A 16237-nucleotide genomic window follows, 5' to 3' on the forward strand; every position below is an offset into this window, starting at 1 on the left:
CCGGGCTGCGTTCAGGCATCAGGCTGTGGTTTGCTGCTCTGGCTGTGCTGCAACTGCCGGGGTCAGCGCGGCTAATACCTGATCACGCGGCCCGTAATATTTCAGCATGCCATCTGCCATCACCAGCAAGAGGTCTACCACGGCCAGAACATGGGTACGGTGAGTAATCAGCACGACGGTAGCGCCGCTTTCTTTGGCCCGCAGGATGGCCTGCACTAAAGCCCGCTCGCCGGTGTCATCCAGATTGGCATTGGGTTCGTCCAGCACAATCAGGCTGGGCATGCCGTAGAGGGCGCGGGCCAGACCAATACGCTGGCGCTGCCCGCCAGACAGGCCTGCACCGCCTTCACCAATGGCCGTGTCGTAGCCCTGAGGCAGGCGCAATATCATTTCGTGCACATCCGCCATCTGAGCGGCCGCCACTACTTTTTCGCTGTCTATTTCACCAAAGCGGGCAATGTTTTCGGCGATTGTGCCGGAGAACAGTTCGATATCCTGAGGCAGGTAGCCAATATAGGGGCCAAGCTCGGCTTTACTCCATGTATAAACATCCACACCATCCAGCCTGACCTTACCCATAACCGTAGGCCACACCCCGACCAGCAGGCGGGCAAGTGTGGATTTGCCGCAGGCGCTTGGCCCGATAATGCCCAAAATTTGCCCGGCAGCCATGCCGAAATTCATATTCTTGATCACCATATTCTGGGTGCCGGGAATCGCTGCAGAAATATTATCGGCCAGCAGCTGGCCGCTGGGCCGGGGCAGGCTCATGCCGATATTGCGGGCCGGGTAGGCTGTCAGCAGGTCTTGCAGGCGGGAATAGGCCGAGCGCACACCGATAAATTGCTTCCATGAGCCAATGGCCAGCTCAATCGGGGCCAGTGCACGGCCCATCAGAATAGAGCCTGCAATCATTGCGCCCGGTGTGGTGCTGCCCTCAATCACAAGAAGCGCACCTGCCCCCAAAATTAGCGATTGCAAACTGATACGGGTAAATTTGGTAACGGCAGAAATGCCCCCGGCTTTATCGCTGGCTTCCCCCTGCAGGGCCAGAAATTTACCGTGGTGGCGATACCAGCGTTTCATTAAGCCGTCTAACATGCCCATGGCTTCAATCACTTCGGCATTGCGCAAATTATTATTGGCAAAGCGCGTGGCTAAATTGGCATGGGTAGAGGCCTCGGCAAGGGGCTTTTTGCTGACCATTTCAGTGAAATAGGCCAGCGCAGTTAAAAGAATGGCGCCGATCACTGCCAGCCAGCCCAGCAATGCACCCAGCATAAATAAAACAGCCAGATAGATAGGGGCCCATGGGGCATCAAAAAAAGCAAACAGCCCCTGGCCGGTTAAAAATTGGCGGATATTGGTTAAATCGGCCAGAGCTAAACCTGCATCACCATTGCCCTGCTTTAAATTACGCTCAAAGGCGGCAGTAAATACCCTTGAATTAAGCTGTGAATCTAATTTACTGCTGATACGAACTAATAATCTGGAGCGTATCATTTCCAGTAAAGACATCATTCCATACAGACCCAGGGTAATGATGGTAATCATGATTAATGTGGTTTCATTTCTGCTGGCTAATACCCGGTCGTACACCTGCAGCATATAAATGGAAGGAACCAGCATCAGCAAATTAATAAAGAAACTGAATAACCCTGCTGCCCAAAAATGCTGGCGAAGACTATGTAATACAATGGCCAGTTCAGAGCGGGGCTGCATTTGCTTTTTCATGTTATTTCCTTTTAAAAAAGGTTACACGTTTTCTGTATTAGTCTGAGGTGATTCTAAGGTTAATAAATACTCTGGCCATTCATCATCAGTGCTGGATTGGGATTCTTCATCGATATCCAGAAAAATAAAATTCAGCACATACTGCAGATCAATTTGCGTTAAAACAATTTCTCTTAAGCGATGGGAAGCAAAACGTTCGATCACTTCGGCAGGTAATTGCAGCTGAAATCTCAGGCGTCCTTCTAAAGTAAACATCGATAAAATATTGTCTTTAATGCTTAAGGTATGGCGGTCGAAATAAACCGGAGCCGAAGCCAAAAAAAGCAAATTAGGCAGGGGGGATTCGGCAGGAAGGTTTTTCCATTTACTTTGCGGATGTTCATACAGGGTGCGATAGGCACGGCATACGGCATAAATAGCATTACAAGCCATTTGCGCACCTAAACCGGGGTGTTGTTCACGCAGCACTCTGTAGGCCAGATGGTGCAGCGTAACGCGATGCCAGCAGCGGTGTTGCTGCGAGATCGGCGCAACTAAATTGCAGGCATTACAAAACTCTGCCTGCAGTGCCTGCAATCTGAGGCGCTGTGCATCATTTGTAAGAATAGGGACAGAGTATGTGCTGGGCATAATCATCAATCTAGGAAATTTTTCTCCTATATGAAATGCCTATATGAAGTTTTTCCCTACGTTCGTCGGAAAAGATGAATGGCAGATTTGCAAATAATGTACGGCTTTCTTTGCCTGGGCCTTGCCTGGCCTCGTTTCTGAGCACACCAGAGCGTAGTTTTAAGTGAAGCACGTCAATGGCGGGAAAATAGATGTTTGTCCACAAAGCTCCACAAACCTGCCACGATCTTTCGGTATTCTTGCTTTCTTCTATTCTTTCAGTAATCTAGTTGCTGCCTGTTTTGTATTTCCGCCTGTAAAAAAGCACTCGTATCCTTGGTTTTACTTAAAAAAGATTGTTCTTCAATAGGGTGAGGGGGTGGTTTGTGATTTCAATCGTGATCCCGTTTTTTAATGAGGAAGAGGGGCTGTTGCATACTTTGGCAACAATCTCGGATACGCTGCGCAGCCTGGCCCGCCCATGGGAGATTGTGGCCGTGAATGATGGCAGTACGGATAAAACACTGGCTATTTTGCTGGAGCAGCAAAGACTGATGCCCGAGCTGCTGGTGGTGGATTTATCGCGTAATTTTGGTAAAGAGGCCGCGCTGACCGCCGGGCTTGCTCATGCAAGCGGCGATGCAATTATCCCTATGGATGCAGATTTGCAGGACCCGCCGGAGCTGATTGCACCAATGATCAGTAAATGGGAAGAAGGCTACGAGGTTGTTTTAGCAAGACGCAGCGACAGATCAAGCGATAGCGTGGCAAAGCGGCTCAGCGCCCGCTGGTTTTATAAGGCCATCAATAAAATGTCTGAGGTGAATGTGCCGGATAATGTCGGTGATTATCGCTTAATGGACAGATTGGTGGTGGATACGGTGATGTCCTTGCCGGAAAGCAGGCGTTTTATGAAGGGGATTTTTGCCTGGGTTGGCTTTAAAACCACAACGCTTAATTATAAAAGAGCCGAAAGAAACTCTGGCAGCAGTAAATTTAATCTCTGGAAACTCTGGAATTTAGCCATAGAGGGAATTACATCGCTTTCTATTACGCCGCTGCGAATCTGGAGCTATTTAGGGTTTATGGTGGCATCGGTGTCGTTTATCTACGCGCTTTATATTGTAGTTCGCACCATCGTTTATGGGATTGATGTGCCTGGCTATGCATCTTTAATTACCCTTTTTTTGTTTTTCTCTGGTTTGCAGCTGATCGGCCTTGGTATTATGGGCGAATATTTAGGCAGGGCCTATGTCGAGTCAAAGCGCCGCCCGCCCTATATTGTGAGAAAGCTCTATCTTCCCCGCTTAAAGGGTGAATATATCAATCACCCCAGGGCATTTGATGCCGCATCTTCTTAATTAAGATAAATAATGAATATGTTTTTTAAAAGATGGCTGCAAAGTATTAAGCAATTAATGAAATTTGGAATTGTTGGCCTGGCGGCCACCGGCCTGCATTTATTGATTGCTTTTATACTGCTTTACGCGGGAGTGAATGTCTATCTGGCAAATTTGTGTGCTTTTTTGGGCGCTTTTGTTTTGTCATATATTGGGCATAATTATTGGACTTTTGCGATGACTTCCTGGCACCCCAGCACACTGGCAAAGTCTTTTTTGCTCGCAAGTATGGGGTTTCTGGCGAATAATATTTTGCTGACTTTTTTATTAAAAATAGCTTTGTTTAATGAAGCGATGGCCTTGTTTTTTTCCCTGCTGCTGGTGCCCCTGCTGAGTTATTTTGGCAGCCGTATCTGGGTATTTCAAAAAAATAAACAGTTGTAATAAGGGGGTGCTGACGTTTACTTGCTTAGCGCAATTGTGAATGAAACGTCAACAGGGCCTAAGTTAAAACGGGGCGAGGCCTGAATAGATATTGCTGATAATCAGGCCGGAAAATGCCGCACCGATTGTGCAGCTTAAAGCAATAAGTGCCGTGGATTGCTGCTTTAAGCGATCATAACTCAGTATGCCAATAATGCATGGCGCAAGTGAAAGTGAATAGCGCCCGACTGAGTGGATTTCCGGGTTCATTAAAAGCGTGGTGCCTAGTATTAATGCGCCGCTGCCTGCAATCAGTGCTGCTTTATGTTGATGTGTTTTTATACACAATATACAAATATAAATGGCACAGATCATTAGCCCCAGCGCTAACAGCAGAACGGGTAAATACTCCGCAGATTGAATAAGCCTTAAATCAAAGATACGTGTGGCTAATTGCAAAGGCGATATTTTCCATGCTGAGCGAACCAGAAAGGCCGCTAAAGGTTCGCCTGTGGCATGGGCTTTTACTGCCATATCCAGCAAAATACCCAGCGTTGAAATCAGCCCCATTTTAATGATCATGATGCTGCTTTTTTTGATGCCCTGGCTTTGATAATTGATTGAAAGCCAATAGAGCATTAGTAAAAGGATAGCAATTCCCCCTATAAATCGGGATGCCGTCATGGCGCTGATCATGAGGGCCGCGCTGATCCATTTTTCTTTAATGGCTAAAATTAATGCGGCAGAAAAGAGCAGCATAAACAGCGATTCGGAAAACCCGCCAAAAACAAAGAAAGAAAAAGGGTTAAATGCAAACCATGCAGGGGCTAATAAGGCGCTGCAGGTATTTAGTTTTAATAGCTTGCCAAGATAAAACAAGCTGAGCATTGCCAGCAACGAGCAGATCAGATTAAAGCGCAGCATGCTTTTATCAATATCCAGCCCGCTGATGGCATGAAGGGCTTTAACAGAATAGGGATAAAGAAAAGGCCATGCTACGGTTTGCTGGATGGTTCTGTCGCCATTAAAAGCATAATCTTTACTGGCTATTTTGTGATACCAGCCAGCATCGTGGCTGCGGCTTAATATTTCTGTGGTGCTGATCCGGCTGAAGTTTTCTTCCAGCCCATACAGCCCGCTGCTTGTTTTAATTAATGTGGCTAATGAAATATCTTTGCCATTAATTTGCGCCAACCCTAATTGGTAGGAAAGTACGCGGTGGTCCTGCGAGCCGGTTTTATTGGCAGGAATTTGTGAGTAGCTGGATTGAATGGATAATTGGCCATCCGGGCAGCTATTGTTAAAACGATGGCTGAGTGTGAAATAGCCCTGCCTGAATAGCTGGGATTGTAGTGGCTGCTGATTGCATAAAATGCTTAATGTTTGCGCGCCGGGAATATAGCCTTGCAGACTGAGTGACTGGATTGATTGCGACTGCTTGAATAAAAGCTGCGGGGCCGCCCAGCTGAATGTGGGATAGGGTATTCCTTCGTGTGTATCAACTTGTTTTTGTATCTGGCCATAAAGCAATAAATAAGCCACAACCCACAGGCCGATTACGGCGAGTAATTGCCCGGGTACAATAAACCATTGTTTCATGAAAGACCCTCAGCTGATATACACCAGCAATAAGCATATCTGAAGCAGGTATTTACTATATAAAAGGTTTTCTGTTTAAAGATGTGCCGCCTGAAAAATCCGGAATATTTTAACCGCGAAAATTAGAAAGCCGTACTTTTATTGAACGCGGATCACACAGGGTTTTATTCAGGTTTTTTTCTGAGCAGGGTAAAATGATCTTCTTGCTGTATTAAATATTTTTTATTGTTTAGTGATTCAATTAAAGCATTGTCTTTTATAATAAACAATGTTTTATTATCTATGCTGCCGTCTTTTAGCGCCTTTAATACAGTTTTATTTTCAGGCTGTATTCTGGATGCGTCATGACGGGCAAAATAAGCGGTGTTAATGCTCATTTTATGTTGCGCAGCCCAATTGGCCAGATGAATATAATCCGGGTCTGCATGTTGCAGCGGGTAAATTTTAAGTGCATTGATACCTTGTGGAGGCTGCTGCCAGAATGGCGATTTTAATGGCGAGGGGCGGCTCAGGCCAGAGGGAATGCCTTCCTGTTTTAGTGTGGCAATGGTGCAATAGATATCCGCAAATTGTAATATTAAGGCGAGGCTTAAGATAAAGGCGCTCTGCCGCGGTTTAAATCTTTTTAATAGCAATACGGTGCTGAGCAGAATCAGTAAATAACTCAGGGGCCAGGTAAAGCGGCCAACCGCTCTGAAAACCCCGGTTAGAGCGGATATTGCTGCAGGCAATTTTATTTCAATTAAATGATAAGAGCCCAGGGTAATCAGCGGGCTGAGGGCATAGAGGGCCAGCAGGCTGCAGGCTGTTGCGAGCGGCCACCATTGAATATCGGCTGAATCGGACTGATTCTGTGTGGGTTTTATTAATCTGGCAAGGCTGTTTAAAATAAGATTGATATAGATAAACAGTGCACCTGTGCCCATATAATTCATTGCATCATTTTGCTCTGGCCAGGCGGAGGGCAGCTTGTGTAATAAGCCCCAGTTTTTTGAATCAATGACAGAAAGCAAATTGGCGCTATAGTATATTTGCCCTGCGCCAGACAGCCCGCCAGCGATACAAAAATAGCCGCTGCTGTATAAAAGCGCATAAATATAAATTGGTATAAATATCAGCGATTGATATCTGAGCCGGGGATTGGCCCATAAAGAAGCCAGCCATAGGGGTAGCAGCATGGCCAGTAAATAGGCGTGAATGAGTGCTGCCAGCCCCAGAAAGAGATACCAGAGCTTGTTTTGTTTACTGAGATAAGCCCAGAATCCACCCAGAATTAACCAGTGGGCAGACAGGGCAAAGTGACCAACCCCGCCTATTCTTGCCATCATGGGGGCACTTGCCAGCAGTAAAAGACTGCTGGCAAGGCAGTAATAAAATGATTGGGTGGTGTATTTGGCGCATTGCCATGCGAGTGCGCCCTGCAAAATAAAGCAGAGCAGTATCCATATCCCGTGGTATTGGAAATGTTCGCTGAGCAGCGGGGAGAATAATTTAAAAAAAAGAGCAAATAGCGGAATTGAATCGGTAAATACAACAGAGCTGGAAATCACCCCGCCGTATTGTGGATTTAAGCCCAAAGGCCAGTGCCAGGTATTATCCTGGCGAAAAAAAAGCCATCCAAGATAGCTTTGTGCAGGATCTCCCTGTAATAACCATTCAGTATTGGCCGGGGCCAGAATGTTTTTTCCAAAAAGAATAAAAAACATAGCGGCCCCGATCAATGCGGGAATGATCCAGCCCCAATTGGCCTGGGTTTTGCTCACACCAAAACCACGTCAAATATTTCCTGGGAATAGGCGTTTTCTACCTGCAAATAAATCGGCTTTTGAATAAAGTCGGCCAGTTGGGCAAGATTGGCGGATTCTTCATCCAGAAACATATCAATCACGCTTTGCGAGGCAAGAATTCGGTATTCTTTGGCGTTGAACTGGCGGGCTTCGCGCAGGATTTCACGCAGAATTTCATAGCAAATGGTTTGCGCTGTTTTGATTTCACCACGCCCCTGGCAGGTTGGGCAGGTCTGGCAGAGCACATGGGCCAGCGATTCGCGTGTGCGTTTACGGGTGATTTCTACAAGGCCAAGGCTGGTAAATGGGCTGACAGTAACCTTGGTACGGTCGCGGCTCATGGCTTTTTTCAGCTCTTCCATCACGGCTGATTTGTGCTCTTCATTATCCATATCGATAAAATCAACAATGATAATGCCGCCTAAATTGCGCAGGCGCAGCTGGCGGGCAATGACCTGAGTGGCTTCCAGATTGGTTTTGAAAATGGTGTCATCAAAGGAGCGGGTGCCCACAAAGCCGCCGGTATTCACATCCACCGTGGTCATGGCTTCGGTTTGATCGATAATCAGGTAGCCGCCAAATTTAAGATCAACCCGCCGCACCATGGCGTGTTCGATTTCTGCCTCTACCGCAAACAATTCAAACAGGGGCCGCTCGCCAGCGTAATGCTTAACCCGAGGCAAAACATCAGAGACAAAAGCCCCGGCAAATTCGCTCATTTTGGCAAAGTTTTCGCGCGAATCAACCAGCACTTCTTCGGTTTCGCTGTTGACCATATCGCGCAGCACACGCAATTGCAGAGATAAATCTTGAAATAACAGTGATCTGGCGGGCAGGGTGACTGATTTTTGCTGGATATCGGCCCAGATTTTATCCAGATACTGAATATCGGCGGTCAGCTCTTCATCGGTGGCGTGCTCGGCCGAGGTGCGGATGATATAACCCTGATGCTTTGATTCGGCCAGCAGTAATTCAAGGCGTTTTTTCAGCTGGCTGCGTTCAACATCTTTATCAATACGCTGGCTGATGCCGATATGTTTTTCTTGCGGTAAAAAAACTAAAAAGCGCCCTGCAATGCTGATCTGGGTGGAGAGCCGTGCGCCTTTGCTGCCGATAGGGTCTTTGGCAACTTGCACCAGCACCGGCTGGCCTTCGTGCACGATGCGCTCGATCCTTTGCACTTCGTTAGGATGCTGGCGTTGCTCGATCACATCGGCAATATGCAAAAAAGCGGCACGCTCCAGGCCAATTTCAATAAAGGCGCTTTGCATGCCGGGTAAGACGCGTTTCACCACGCCCAAATAAATATTGCCAACCAGGCCGCGGTGGGCTGATCGTTCTATATGAATATCCTGAACCACACCATCTTCAACGGTGGCCACGCGGGTTTCTTGTGGGGTGATGTTGACGAGGATTTGTTCTTTCATTGGAAGGGCCCTGTTTTTTTATATTTGGATGGGTCTGTCTTGGTGGCGTTTGTTCAAATTCAGGGCGGGTGAAACTCGCCGGAGTGCTGCTCACGTAGCTTGGGTTACACGATAAAGCTGCTAACCCAACCTGCGAATTTACTTTAAGCTGATAGGAGCAGGTTTTCCTCACCCTTACCATATTATTTCTTCCTTAACAGCGGCAAGCACATCATCATCAACTCGTCCCACACTTCGCCTTTGCCTATGCCTTTATTCATCTGATCGATGAGGGCGGCGTGGGCGAGGGCGGTTTTTAGCTGGGCGGCTTTGACGCGGGCCAGGGCAGGCTCTGCCAGCTTTTGTTTTTCGCCCCAGATACGTAATTCTTTAAATAATTGTGCGGTGGGCGTGCCGCGTTGTTTGCCAAGGCCCAGCCGGTACAGGGTGCGGATTTCTTCAGCCAGCGACCAAAGCACTAAATGTGGTGCTTCCCCTTCGGCCCGCAGGCCTGCCAGCATACGGGCAAAGCGGGTGGCGTCCCCTGTGAGTAAGGCTGTGCCCAGCTGAAATACATCGTAGCGCGCCACATTCGCAACGCTGGCTTGTAAATCGCTGACGCTGATTTCACCCTCAGGGTGCAGCAGGGCCAGTTTTTGGATTTCCTGAAAGGCGGCGAGCAAATTGCCCTCAACCCGGTCGGCTAAAAATTGCAGTGCTTCCGGGGCGAGTTTTTGCTGCTGGCGTGCCAGCCGCCCGGCTATCCATTCGGGCAATTGGCGGTGTTCGATATTTTTGGCTTCAAGCACTTCGCCTTTGGCCGCCAGAGCCTGAAACCACTTGCTGTTCTGGCCGGTTTTATCAAGGCGCGGGCAGGTGACTAAGGTGATGGTGTCGGGCGGCAGGCGCTGGCAATAGGCTTCAATGGCCTTGCCGCCATCAATGCCGGGCTTGCCGGTGGTGATGCGCAGCTCGATTAGTTTTTTATCTGAAAAGAGCGAAAAAGAATTGCCCTGCATTTCCAGCTCAGACCATGCAAAGCCGGGCTCTGCGGTGAGCACTTCACGCTCTGCATAGCCAGCAGCTCTTGCTGCATCTCTGACTTGCTGCGCGGCTTCGAGCACCAGCAGGGTTTCGTCGCCATGCAGGGTGTAAAGCGCGGCAAGGCCTTTGCTCAGGTGGCGGGGCAGATCATCAGGGCGCATGGTTAATCCTTACGCTGATGGGATGTGGATGATTTACTGCGCATCTTTCAATTTGGCCAGTGCGCTGATGCGGCGCAAAATTTGCTGGGCTGCGTCTTGCTGCATATCGGCTATCAGAAGCCCTGCTTCAGCGTCTTTACCCAGGCTGTTGTTTTCGTCGTAGCTGTAATCGCGGTTGAGCTGCAATTTGCCATTTTCAATCAGTTGCTGCTCACCGGCCTGTACGCTGTAAGTAACGCGATAAAACAAACGGTATTCGCTAACCCGGCCTGCATTATTAACTGTAAGCACTTTTTGCTCGGTGCTATCACTCATAATATTAATTACAACAGCGGGCTTAAGCGCATTGAGCGTAACGCTTGGCAGTGTGGATAAGCTTTGCTTCAGCTGCTGGGCAACTGCGCTTTCGCCGATCACATGGGCTGTGGTGTACGGAAACGTACCCGGCCCGGTGCCGCGCAAATGAAAGCCGCAGCCTGTCAGCAGGCCAAGCAGAAGCAAAGAGATAAAGGCTTTAAGCATAGATTTGCCCATGGTTAGCTGCGGGTTGGATAAATAGCCGGTCATGGCCGCTGAAACCCGCGTATTGCCTGCAGGTTGCAACGGCCATGCCGCTGTGGCCTTTTAAACCACAATACTGACTAAACGGCCAGGTACAACGATGATTTTTTTCGGCGTGCCTTCGATAAACTTCTGCACATGCTCATGGCTCAGCGCCAGCGCTTCAATTTGCTCTTTTGGCGTGTCTTTGGCAACGCGAATGCTGCCACGCAGTTTACCGTTGACCTGAATCATCATTTCAATTTCGTCCTGCACCAGCGCCGTTGCATCCACTACCGGCCAGCTTTGGTTCAGCAAGCTGGTTTGTGGCACCAGGGCCGCCCAGATTGCTTCGCAAATATGCGGCACGATAGGGGCAAGCAGAATAGCCGCAGCTTCCAGCACTTCCTGAGCGATTGCCTTGCCTGCATCATCTGCCAGCTGGCCTTTATTCAGCATGCCGGAGTAAGTATTTAGCAGCTCCATTACGGCTGCAATCACGGTATTAAACTGCTGACGGCGGCTGTAGTCATCGCTGATTTTAGCAATGGCGGTGTGCAGGGCAAAGCGCAGTGCTTTTTGCTCCTTGCTGATTTCACCCGCTGTATATTTAGCCACCACGCCAGAGCTGACATGATCAAACGACAGCTTCCAGAAGCGTTTCAGGAAGCGGTGCGCGCCTTCAGCACCCGCATCAGACCATTCCAGAGATTGCTCTGGTGGCGAGGCAAACATCATAAACAGGCGGGCGGTATCTGCGCCGTACAGCTCGATCAGCTCTTGCGGATCAACACCGTTGTTTTTGGATTTGGACATTTTTTCAACGCCCGCTACCATCACCGGCAGGCCATCTGCCTTGCTGGTGGCCGAAATCATTTTTCCCTTGGCATCGCGCTCGATTTCTACATCGGCAAAGTTAATCCAGTCTTTGCCGCCGTTATCCATATCGCGGTAGAACGTCTCGCACACCACCATGCCTTGGGTGAGCAGTTTTTTAAATGGCTCGTCGCCAGAAACCAGGCCTTCATCACGCATCAGCTTGTGGAAGAAGCGCGCATATAAAAGATGCAGAATGGCGTGCTCAATCCCGCCGATATACTGATCAACCGGCAACCAATGATCGGACGCCGCTTTGTCTACCAGGCCAGTTTCGCATTTTGGCGAGGCGTAGCGGGCGTAATACCATGAAGATTCAACAAAGGTATCCATGGTGTCGGTTTCGCGCTTAGCTGCTGCGCCGCACTTAGGACATGTTGTTTCGTAAAACTCTGGCATACGGGCCAAAGGCGAGCCGGCACCATCCGGAATCACATTTTCTGGCAGTACAACTGGCAAATCTTGCTCTGGTACGGGGACATCACCGCAGGCATCGCAATGGATAATAGGGATTGGGCAGCCCCAGTAGCGCTGACGGCTGATACCCCAGTCGCGCAGGCGGTACTGAGTTTTTGGCGCGCCTGCATTCTGTGCAGACAATTTAGCGGCCATGGCGTCATAGGCTTGTTCAAAATTCAGGCCATCAAACTCGCCGGAATTAAACAAGATACCGTGCTCGCCATAGGCATCCTGCCATGGCTCGGCCACATCACGGCCAGCAGAGGTTTCGATAACGGCTTTCAGTGGCAGATTGTATTTATGCGCAAAGGCGAAATCGCGCTCATCGTGCGCAGGCACGGCCATGACCGCGCCGGTGCCGTAGTTCATCAGCACATAGTTGGCTACCCACACCGGCAGTAAATCGCCTGTCAGCGGATGGCGTACTTTATGGCCGGAATCCATGCCTTTCTTTTCCATGGTTGCCATATCGGCTTCGGCCACAGAGCCGCTTTTGCATTCGGCAATAAAGGCTTGCAAGTCAGCATTGCCCACGGCTGCTGAAGTGGCCAGCGGATGCTCGGCAGCAACGGCCACATAAGTTGCACCCATCAGGGTATCGGGGCGGGTGGTGTAAACGGTGAGTGATTCGATGCCATCCGCAGCCTCTGCCAGCGGAAAGGTCACATCCATACCGCGCGATTTGCCAATCCAGTTGCGCTGCATGGTTTTTACCTGCTCCGGCCAGCCATCCAGCTGATCCAGATCTTGCAGCAATTGCTCGGCGTAATCGGTGATCTTGAAGTAATACATTGGGATTTCGCGCTTTTCTACTACCGCGCCAGAGCGCCAGCCGCGCCCATCCACCACTTGCTCGTTTGCCAGCACGGTCTGATCAACCGGATCCCAGTTTACTGTGCCGCTCTTTTTATAAATCACGCCTTTTTCAAACAGGCGGGTAAACAGCCACTGCTCCCAGCGATAGTAATCTGGCTTGCAGGTGGCAATTTCACGATTCCAATCTACGGCCAGGCCCAAAGATTTGAGCTGGGTTTTCATATATTCGATATTGGAATAAGTCCACTCTGCAGGCGCTACGCTGTTTTTCATGGCTGCGTTTTCAGCGGGCAGGCCAAATGCGTCCCAGCCCATAGGCTGCATCACATTAAAACCATTCAAAGCGTGGAAGCGTGAGAGTACATCGCCTATGGTGTAGTTACGCACATGGCCCATGTGGAGCTTGCCACTTGGGTAAGGGAACATAGACAGGCAATAGTATTTAGGCTGACCGGCCTTTTCGATGGCCGCAAAAACCTGATTTTTTTCCCAATGCTGCTGGGCCGCAGCCTCGATGTCAGACGGTGTATAGAGCTCGATCATGCCGGAAATCCCGTTGTACTTACACAAAGCCGATGATTATATCCCGAATGTTTGGATTTCGGGTTTCAGAAGGAAGCTGATATGCGTTTAGCGCTTTTAATGGGTTTATTACTCGCCTCTCTAGCCCATGCCGGGCCTGCCATTGTGGAATCCGTACAGCTGCCTGCATGGGTGGAGCGCAGCGGGATAAAAAAACCACTCTCACCCCAGCTGCAGCTTTTACCAGGAGACCGGATCACAACCGGGCCAGGGGCAAGGGTTTACTTGCAGCTGCCCGAAGGCAGCCGGGTGAAGCTGGGCGAGAATGCACATTTATCCCTTGATCAGCTTAATGAAGCCAATGGTAAAGATGGGAGTGTTTTTAAGGCTGCGCTAAAAATGGTGACCGGCGCTTTTCGCTTTACGACCAATGCACTGAATAAAAACAGCCAGCGTGAGGTGAAAGTCACTGTGGCAGCCGTAACAGCGGGGATACGCGGTACCGATTTATGGGGCAAGGCCGATAGTGATAAAGACGTGGTGTGCCTGCTGGAAGGCAAAATATCTGTGGCAGCAGAAGGCAGGCCGCAGGTGGAGCTGAACGAGCCTTTAAGTTTTTATATTGCCCCGCATGATCAGGAGCCTCTGCCCGTTGGGAAAGTAGAGCCTGAAAAACTTAAAAAATGGGCGGCAGAAACCGAAATAGAAGGCCATGCCGGTGCGCTTATAAAAAAAGGACCATGGCGTATTACCTGGGCCAATTACGCCAGTGCTGACGAGGCTTTGGTGCTTTATGACAGCTTGCAGCAGGCGGGGTATCCGGTAAAAATTCGCAGCCAGGCCCGACGCTATCGGGTGGTGCTGGCGGGCCTCACTTCAGAAGCAGATGCCAGGGCCGTGGTGAGTAAAGTGCACGCACAGTTTACTACTCCGCTGGCAGAAATTAGCCATTAGCTTACATTAACAATTTACAATTGTTTCGTGTGTTTTATATGTAAAATACATTGAAGCAATTAATTAATTACTAATTTTGTAAAAAATATTTGTTTTTTTCTTAGAGCTACAGCCGCAATGCACTAGATTGATATAAATCCCGTCTGGGTCGGGGTATCGATTGAGGTGCACTATGTTTTTTAAGCAAAGTCGGCTGATTAGCCAATTAGACAGCGCGGCCGAAGCGGCTTTGCGTGGAGATATGCCACGCTGGACCATGGATGGCGACGAGAAGCTGCGTGCAATTGGCGATAAATTACATCGCATCTGGCATAAAACCAGCGAAGAGCTTTCTGCGGCCCTGCACGAAAAACGGGCTTTGAATGAAGAAGTCAGTGCCTTGCAGGAAGAATTAGCGAGGGAAAAAGCGCAGTACACGGCCTTAGAAACACGTTTTGATCTGGTGAACCGGGCATCAAGCGAAGGCCTTTGGGATATGAGCGTGGTGGCGGGTGATCCGGTTAATCCCGCTAATGTATTCTGGTGGTCGCCTACCTTCAGGCATTTGCTTGGGTTTAGCGATGAGCGTGATTTTCCTAATGTGCTGGGCAGCTGGGCTAACCTTTTGCACCCTGACGATAAAGACACTACGCTGACTGCCTTTGCCGATCACTTAAATGACAGAAGCGGACGCACTCCTTACGATATTGAATATCGCCTGCAATGCAAAGATAAGCAATACCGCTGGTTCAGGGCCAGGGGGGCTACTCAGCGTAATAGCGAAGGCGTGCCGCTCAGAGTGGCCGGCTCTTTAGAGGGAATCTCCCTGCGTAAACAGCACGAGGCCGAGCTGGATAAAACCCTGACCAGGTTCGAGCTAAGCAGCGCAATGCTGTCTGAAGGTCTGTGGGATATGGAAGTCGATGTGGATAACCCGGTTAACCCGCAAAATGCTTTCTGGTGGTCTGAGCAATTCAGGGCTTTATTGGGTTTTCATTCGGTGAACGAGTTTCCGGATGTACTGGAAAGCTGGGCCAGCCGCTTACACCCGGATGAAAAGCAAGGTGTGCTTGATGCATTTGCCGCGCATCTAAACGATAAAACCGGCAAAACGCCTTACGACATCGAATACCGTCTGAAGTGCAAAAACAATGAATATCACTGGTTTCGCGCAAGAGGCAAAACCCGCCGTGACAATAATGGCGCACCGCTGCGCGTAGTGGGTGCATTGGCCGCCATTGATGCCGAAAAGCAATCCGAAGCACTGAGCGGCGAAAGCTCGCAAAGGCAAAGCCTGGAAAAAAGCCTGGCCGAAATCGCCACCATCGTCGGCACGATTAAATCAATTGCTGATCAAACCAATCTGCTGGCGCTGAATGCCGCCATTGAAGCCGCCCGCGCCGGAGAAGCAGGCCGTGGCTTTGCGGTGGTAGCCGATGAAGTCAGAAAACTGGCAGAAAGAACCAGCGCTGCAACGCTGGATGTAGAAAGCTTAGTCAGGCAGAGTAAGTAAGGCTGCCCGTGTGAGAATGGCGTCGGTGGCAGGCGAGCATCGATGCCATAGCAGAGTTTGCCTGATTTTTACATATCGTTGATTGCAGCCAGGCCGCGGTTAACCACTTCCATACATTGTTTTTCGTCCAGAATATTTTCAATTCCGCCTTGCTTATCAAAGCATTTGCAGCTGGTTTTTTTAGCGTTTGTTGCGCAGCCGCTGATACTGGCTAAACGCTGCCTGCGCTTATTATCTTCCGCATATTCTTTAGCTCTTCGTTCGCTGTTTTTTTGAATTTGTTCAAGTGCTTTGGTGGTGCTTTGCACCGCGCCATCCGAGATGCCCCGGCTGATTTCACGCGAGGTATTTTCTATTACACCTGCGTGGGTGTTTAGCGTTATCAGTATCAGGTAGCCAAGTAATAATCGTCGCATATCTTTCATATTGAGTTTTTTATGGTGGGTGTTATCGCTATGATATATGGTTACTAACT

At 49.4% G+C, this 16237-nt stretch carries 13 protein-coding genes; 4 read left to right on the forward strand and 9 right to left on the reverse strand.

The window, feature by feature from the left end:
• Window positions 1–18: 18 nt before the first annotated feature.
• Entirely contained in the window at window positions 19–1734 is a 1716-nt protein-coding gene (locus tag HA050_RS18320) for a type I secretion system permease/ATPase (protein WP_166829395.1), read from the reverse strand.
• A gap of 21 nt (window positions 1735–1755) precedes the next feature.
• Entirely contained in the window at window positions 1756–2364 is a 609-nt protein-coding gene (locus tag HA050_RS18325) for a hypothetical protein (RefSeq protein WP_166829398.1), read from the reverse strand.
• Between the two features lie 365 nt (window positions 2365–2729).
• Here HA050_RS18325 and HA050_RS18330 point away from each other — a divergent pair, with 365 nt between their 5' ends.
• Together HA050_RS18330 and HA050_RS18335 are read left to right on the forward strand one after the other, a co-directional pair.
• On the forward strand, window positions 2730–3704 hold the full coding sequence (locus tag HA050_RS18330) for a glycosyltransferase family 2 protein (RefSeq protein ID WP_166829401.1): 975 nt from the start codon (window positions 2730–2732) through the stop codon (window positions 3702–3704).
• Between the two features lie 57 nt (window positions 3705–3761).
• Window positions 3762–4127 carry a GtrA family protein gene (locus HA050_RS18335; RefSeq protein WP_166829404.1) on the forward strand — a complete coding sequence of 122 codons (366 nt, stop codon included), beginning with the start codon at window positions 3762–3764 and terminating at the stop codon, window positions 4125–4127.
• A gap of 63 nt (window positions 4128–4190) precedes the next feature.
• On the opposite strand, the gene HA050_RS18340 is transcribed toward HA050_RS18335, so the two are convergent.
• The 6 genes from HA050_RS18340 to leuS form a co-directional block, all read right to left on the reverse strand.
• Complete coding sequence (locus HA050_RS18340) at window positions 4191–5705, reverse strand: hypothetical protein (protein ID WP_166829407.1); 1515 nt, start codon at window positions 5703–5705, stop codon at window positions 4191–4193.
• A gap of 164 nt (window positions 5706–5869) precedes the next feature.
• Window positions 5870–7468 carry a DUF6311 domain-containing protein gene (locus HA050_RS18345; protein ID WP_308418917.1) on the reverse strand — a complete coding sequence of 533 codons (1599 nt, stop codon included), beginning with the start codon at window positions 7466–7468 and terminating at the stop codon, window positions 5870–5872.
• Window positions 7465–8919, reverse strand: a complete 1455-nt coding sequence (gene rng / locus HA050_RS18350; protein ID WP_099399062.1) for a ribonuclease G — start codon at window positions 8917–8919, stop codon at window positions 7465–7467. Before rng ends, HA050_RS18345 begins: the two co-directional genes overlap by 4 nt.
• Window positions 8920–9101: 182 nt before the next feature.
• The gene (holA, locus tag HA050_RS18355; protein ID WP_166829413.1) at window positions 9102–10103 is read right to left on the reverse strand and encodes a DNA polymerase III subunit delta; all 1002 of its coding nucleotides are present in this window, start codon (window positions 10101–10103) and stop codon (window positions 9102–9104) included.
• Window positions 10104–10136: 33 nt separating this feature from the next.
• Window positions 10137–10706, reverse strand: coding sequence for an LPS-assembly lipoprotein LptE (locus tag HA050_RS18360; RefSeq protein ID WP_166829416.1), 570 nt, complete (start codon window positions 10704–10706; stop codon window positions 10137–10139).
• 21 nt (window positions 10707–10727) lie between these two features.
• Window positions 10728–13337, reverse strand: coding sequence for a leucine--tRNA ligase (gene leuS, locus HA050_RS18365; protein ID WP_166829419.1), 2610 nt, complete (start codon window positions 13335–13337; stop codon window positions 10728–10730).
• A gap of 81 nt (window positions 13338–13418) precedes the next feature.
• Here leuS and HA050_RS18370 point away from each other — a divergent pair, with 81 nt between their 5' ends.
• Both HA050_RS18370 and HA050_RS22390 read left to right on the forward strand, forming a co-directional pair.
• Complete coding sequence (locus HA050_RS18370) at window positions 13419–14270, forward strand: FecR domain-containing protein (RefSeq protein WP_166829422.1); 852 nt, start codon at window positions 13419–13421, stop codon at window positions 14268–14270.
• A 172-nt stretch (window positions 14271–14442) separates the two neighbouring features.
• A complete protein-coding gene (locus HA050_RS22390; RefSeq protein ID WP_166829425.1) occupies window positions 14443–15762 on the forward strand; it encodes a methyl-accepting chemotaxis protein in 1320 nt (439 codons plus the stop codon).
• A 68-nt stretch (window positions 15763–15830) separates the two neighbouring features.
• Here HA050_RS22390 and HA050_RS18380 read toward each other — a convergent pair whose 3' ends face one another.
• Window positions 15831–16178 carry a hypothetical protein gene (locus tag HA050_RS18380; RefSeq protein WP_166829428.1) on the reverse strand — a complete coding sequence of 116 codons (348 nt, stop codon included), beginning with the start codon at window positions 16176–16178 and terminating at the stop codon, window positions 15831–15833.
• Window positions 16179–16237 lie beyond the last annotated feature (59 nt).

The sequence above is a fragment of the Iodobacter violaceini genome (assembly GCF_011601265.1).
Classification (GTDB): domain Bacteria; phylum Pseudomonadota; class Gammaproteobacteria; order Burkholderiales; family Chitinibacteraceae; genus Iodobacter; species Iodobacter violaceini.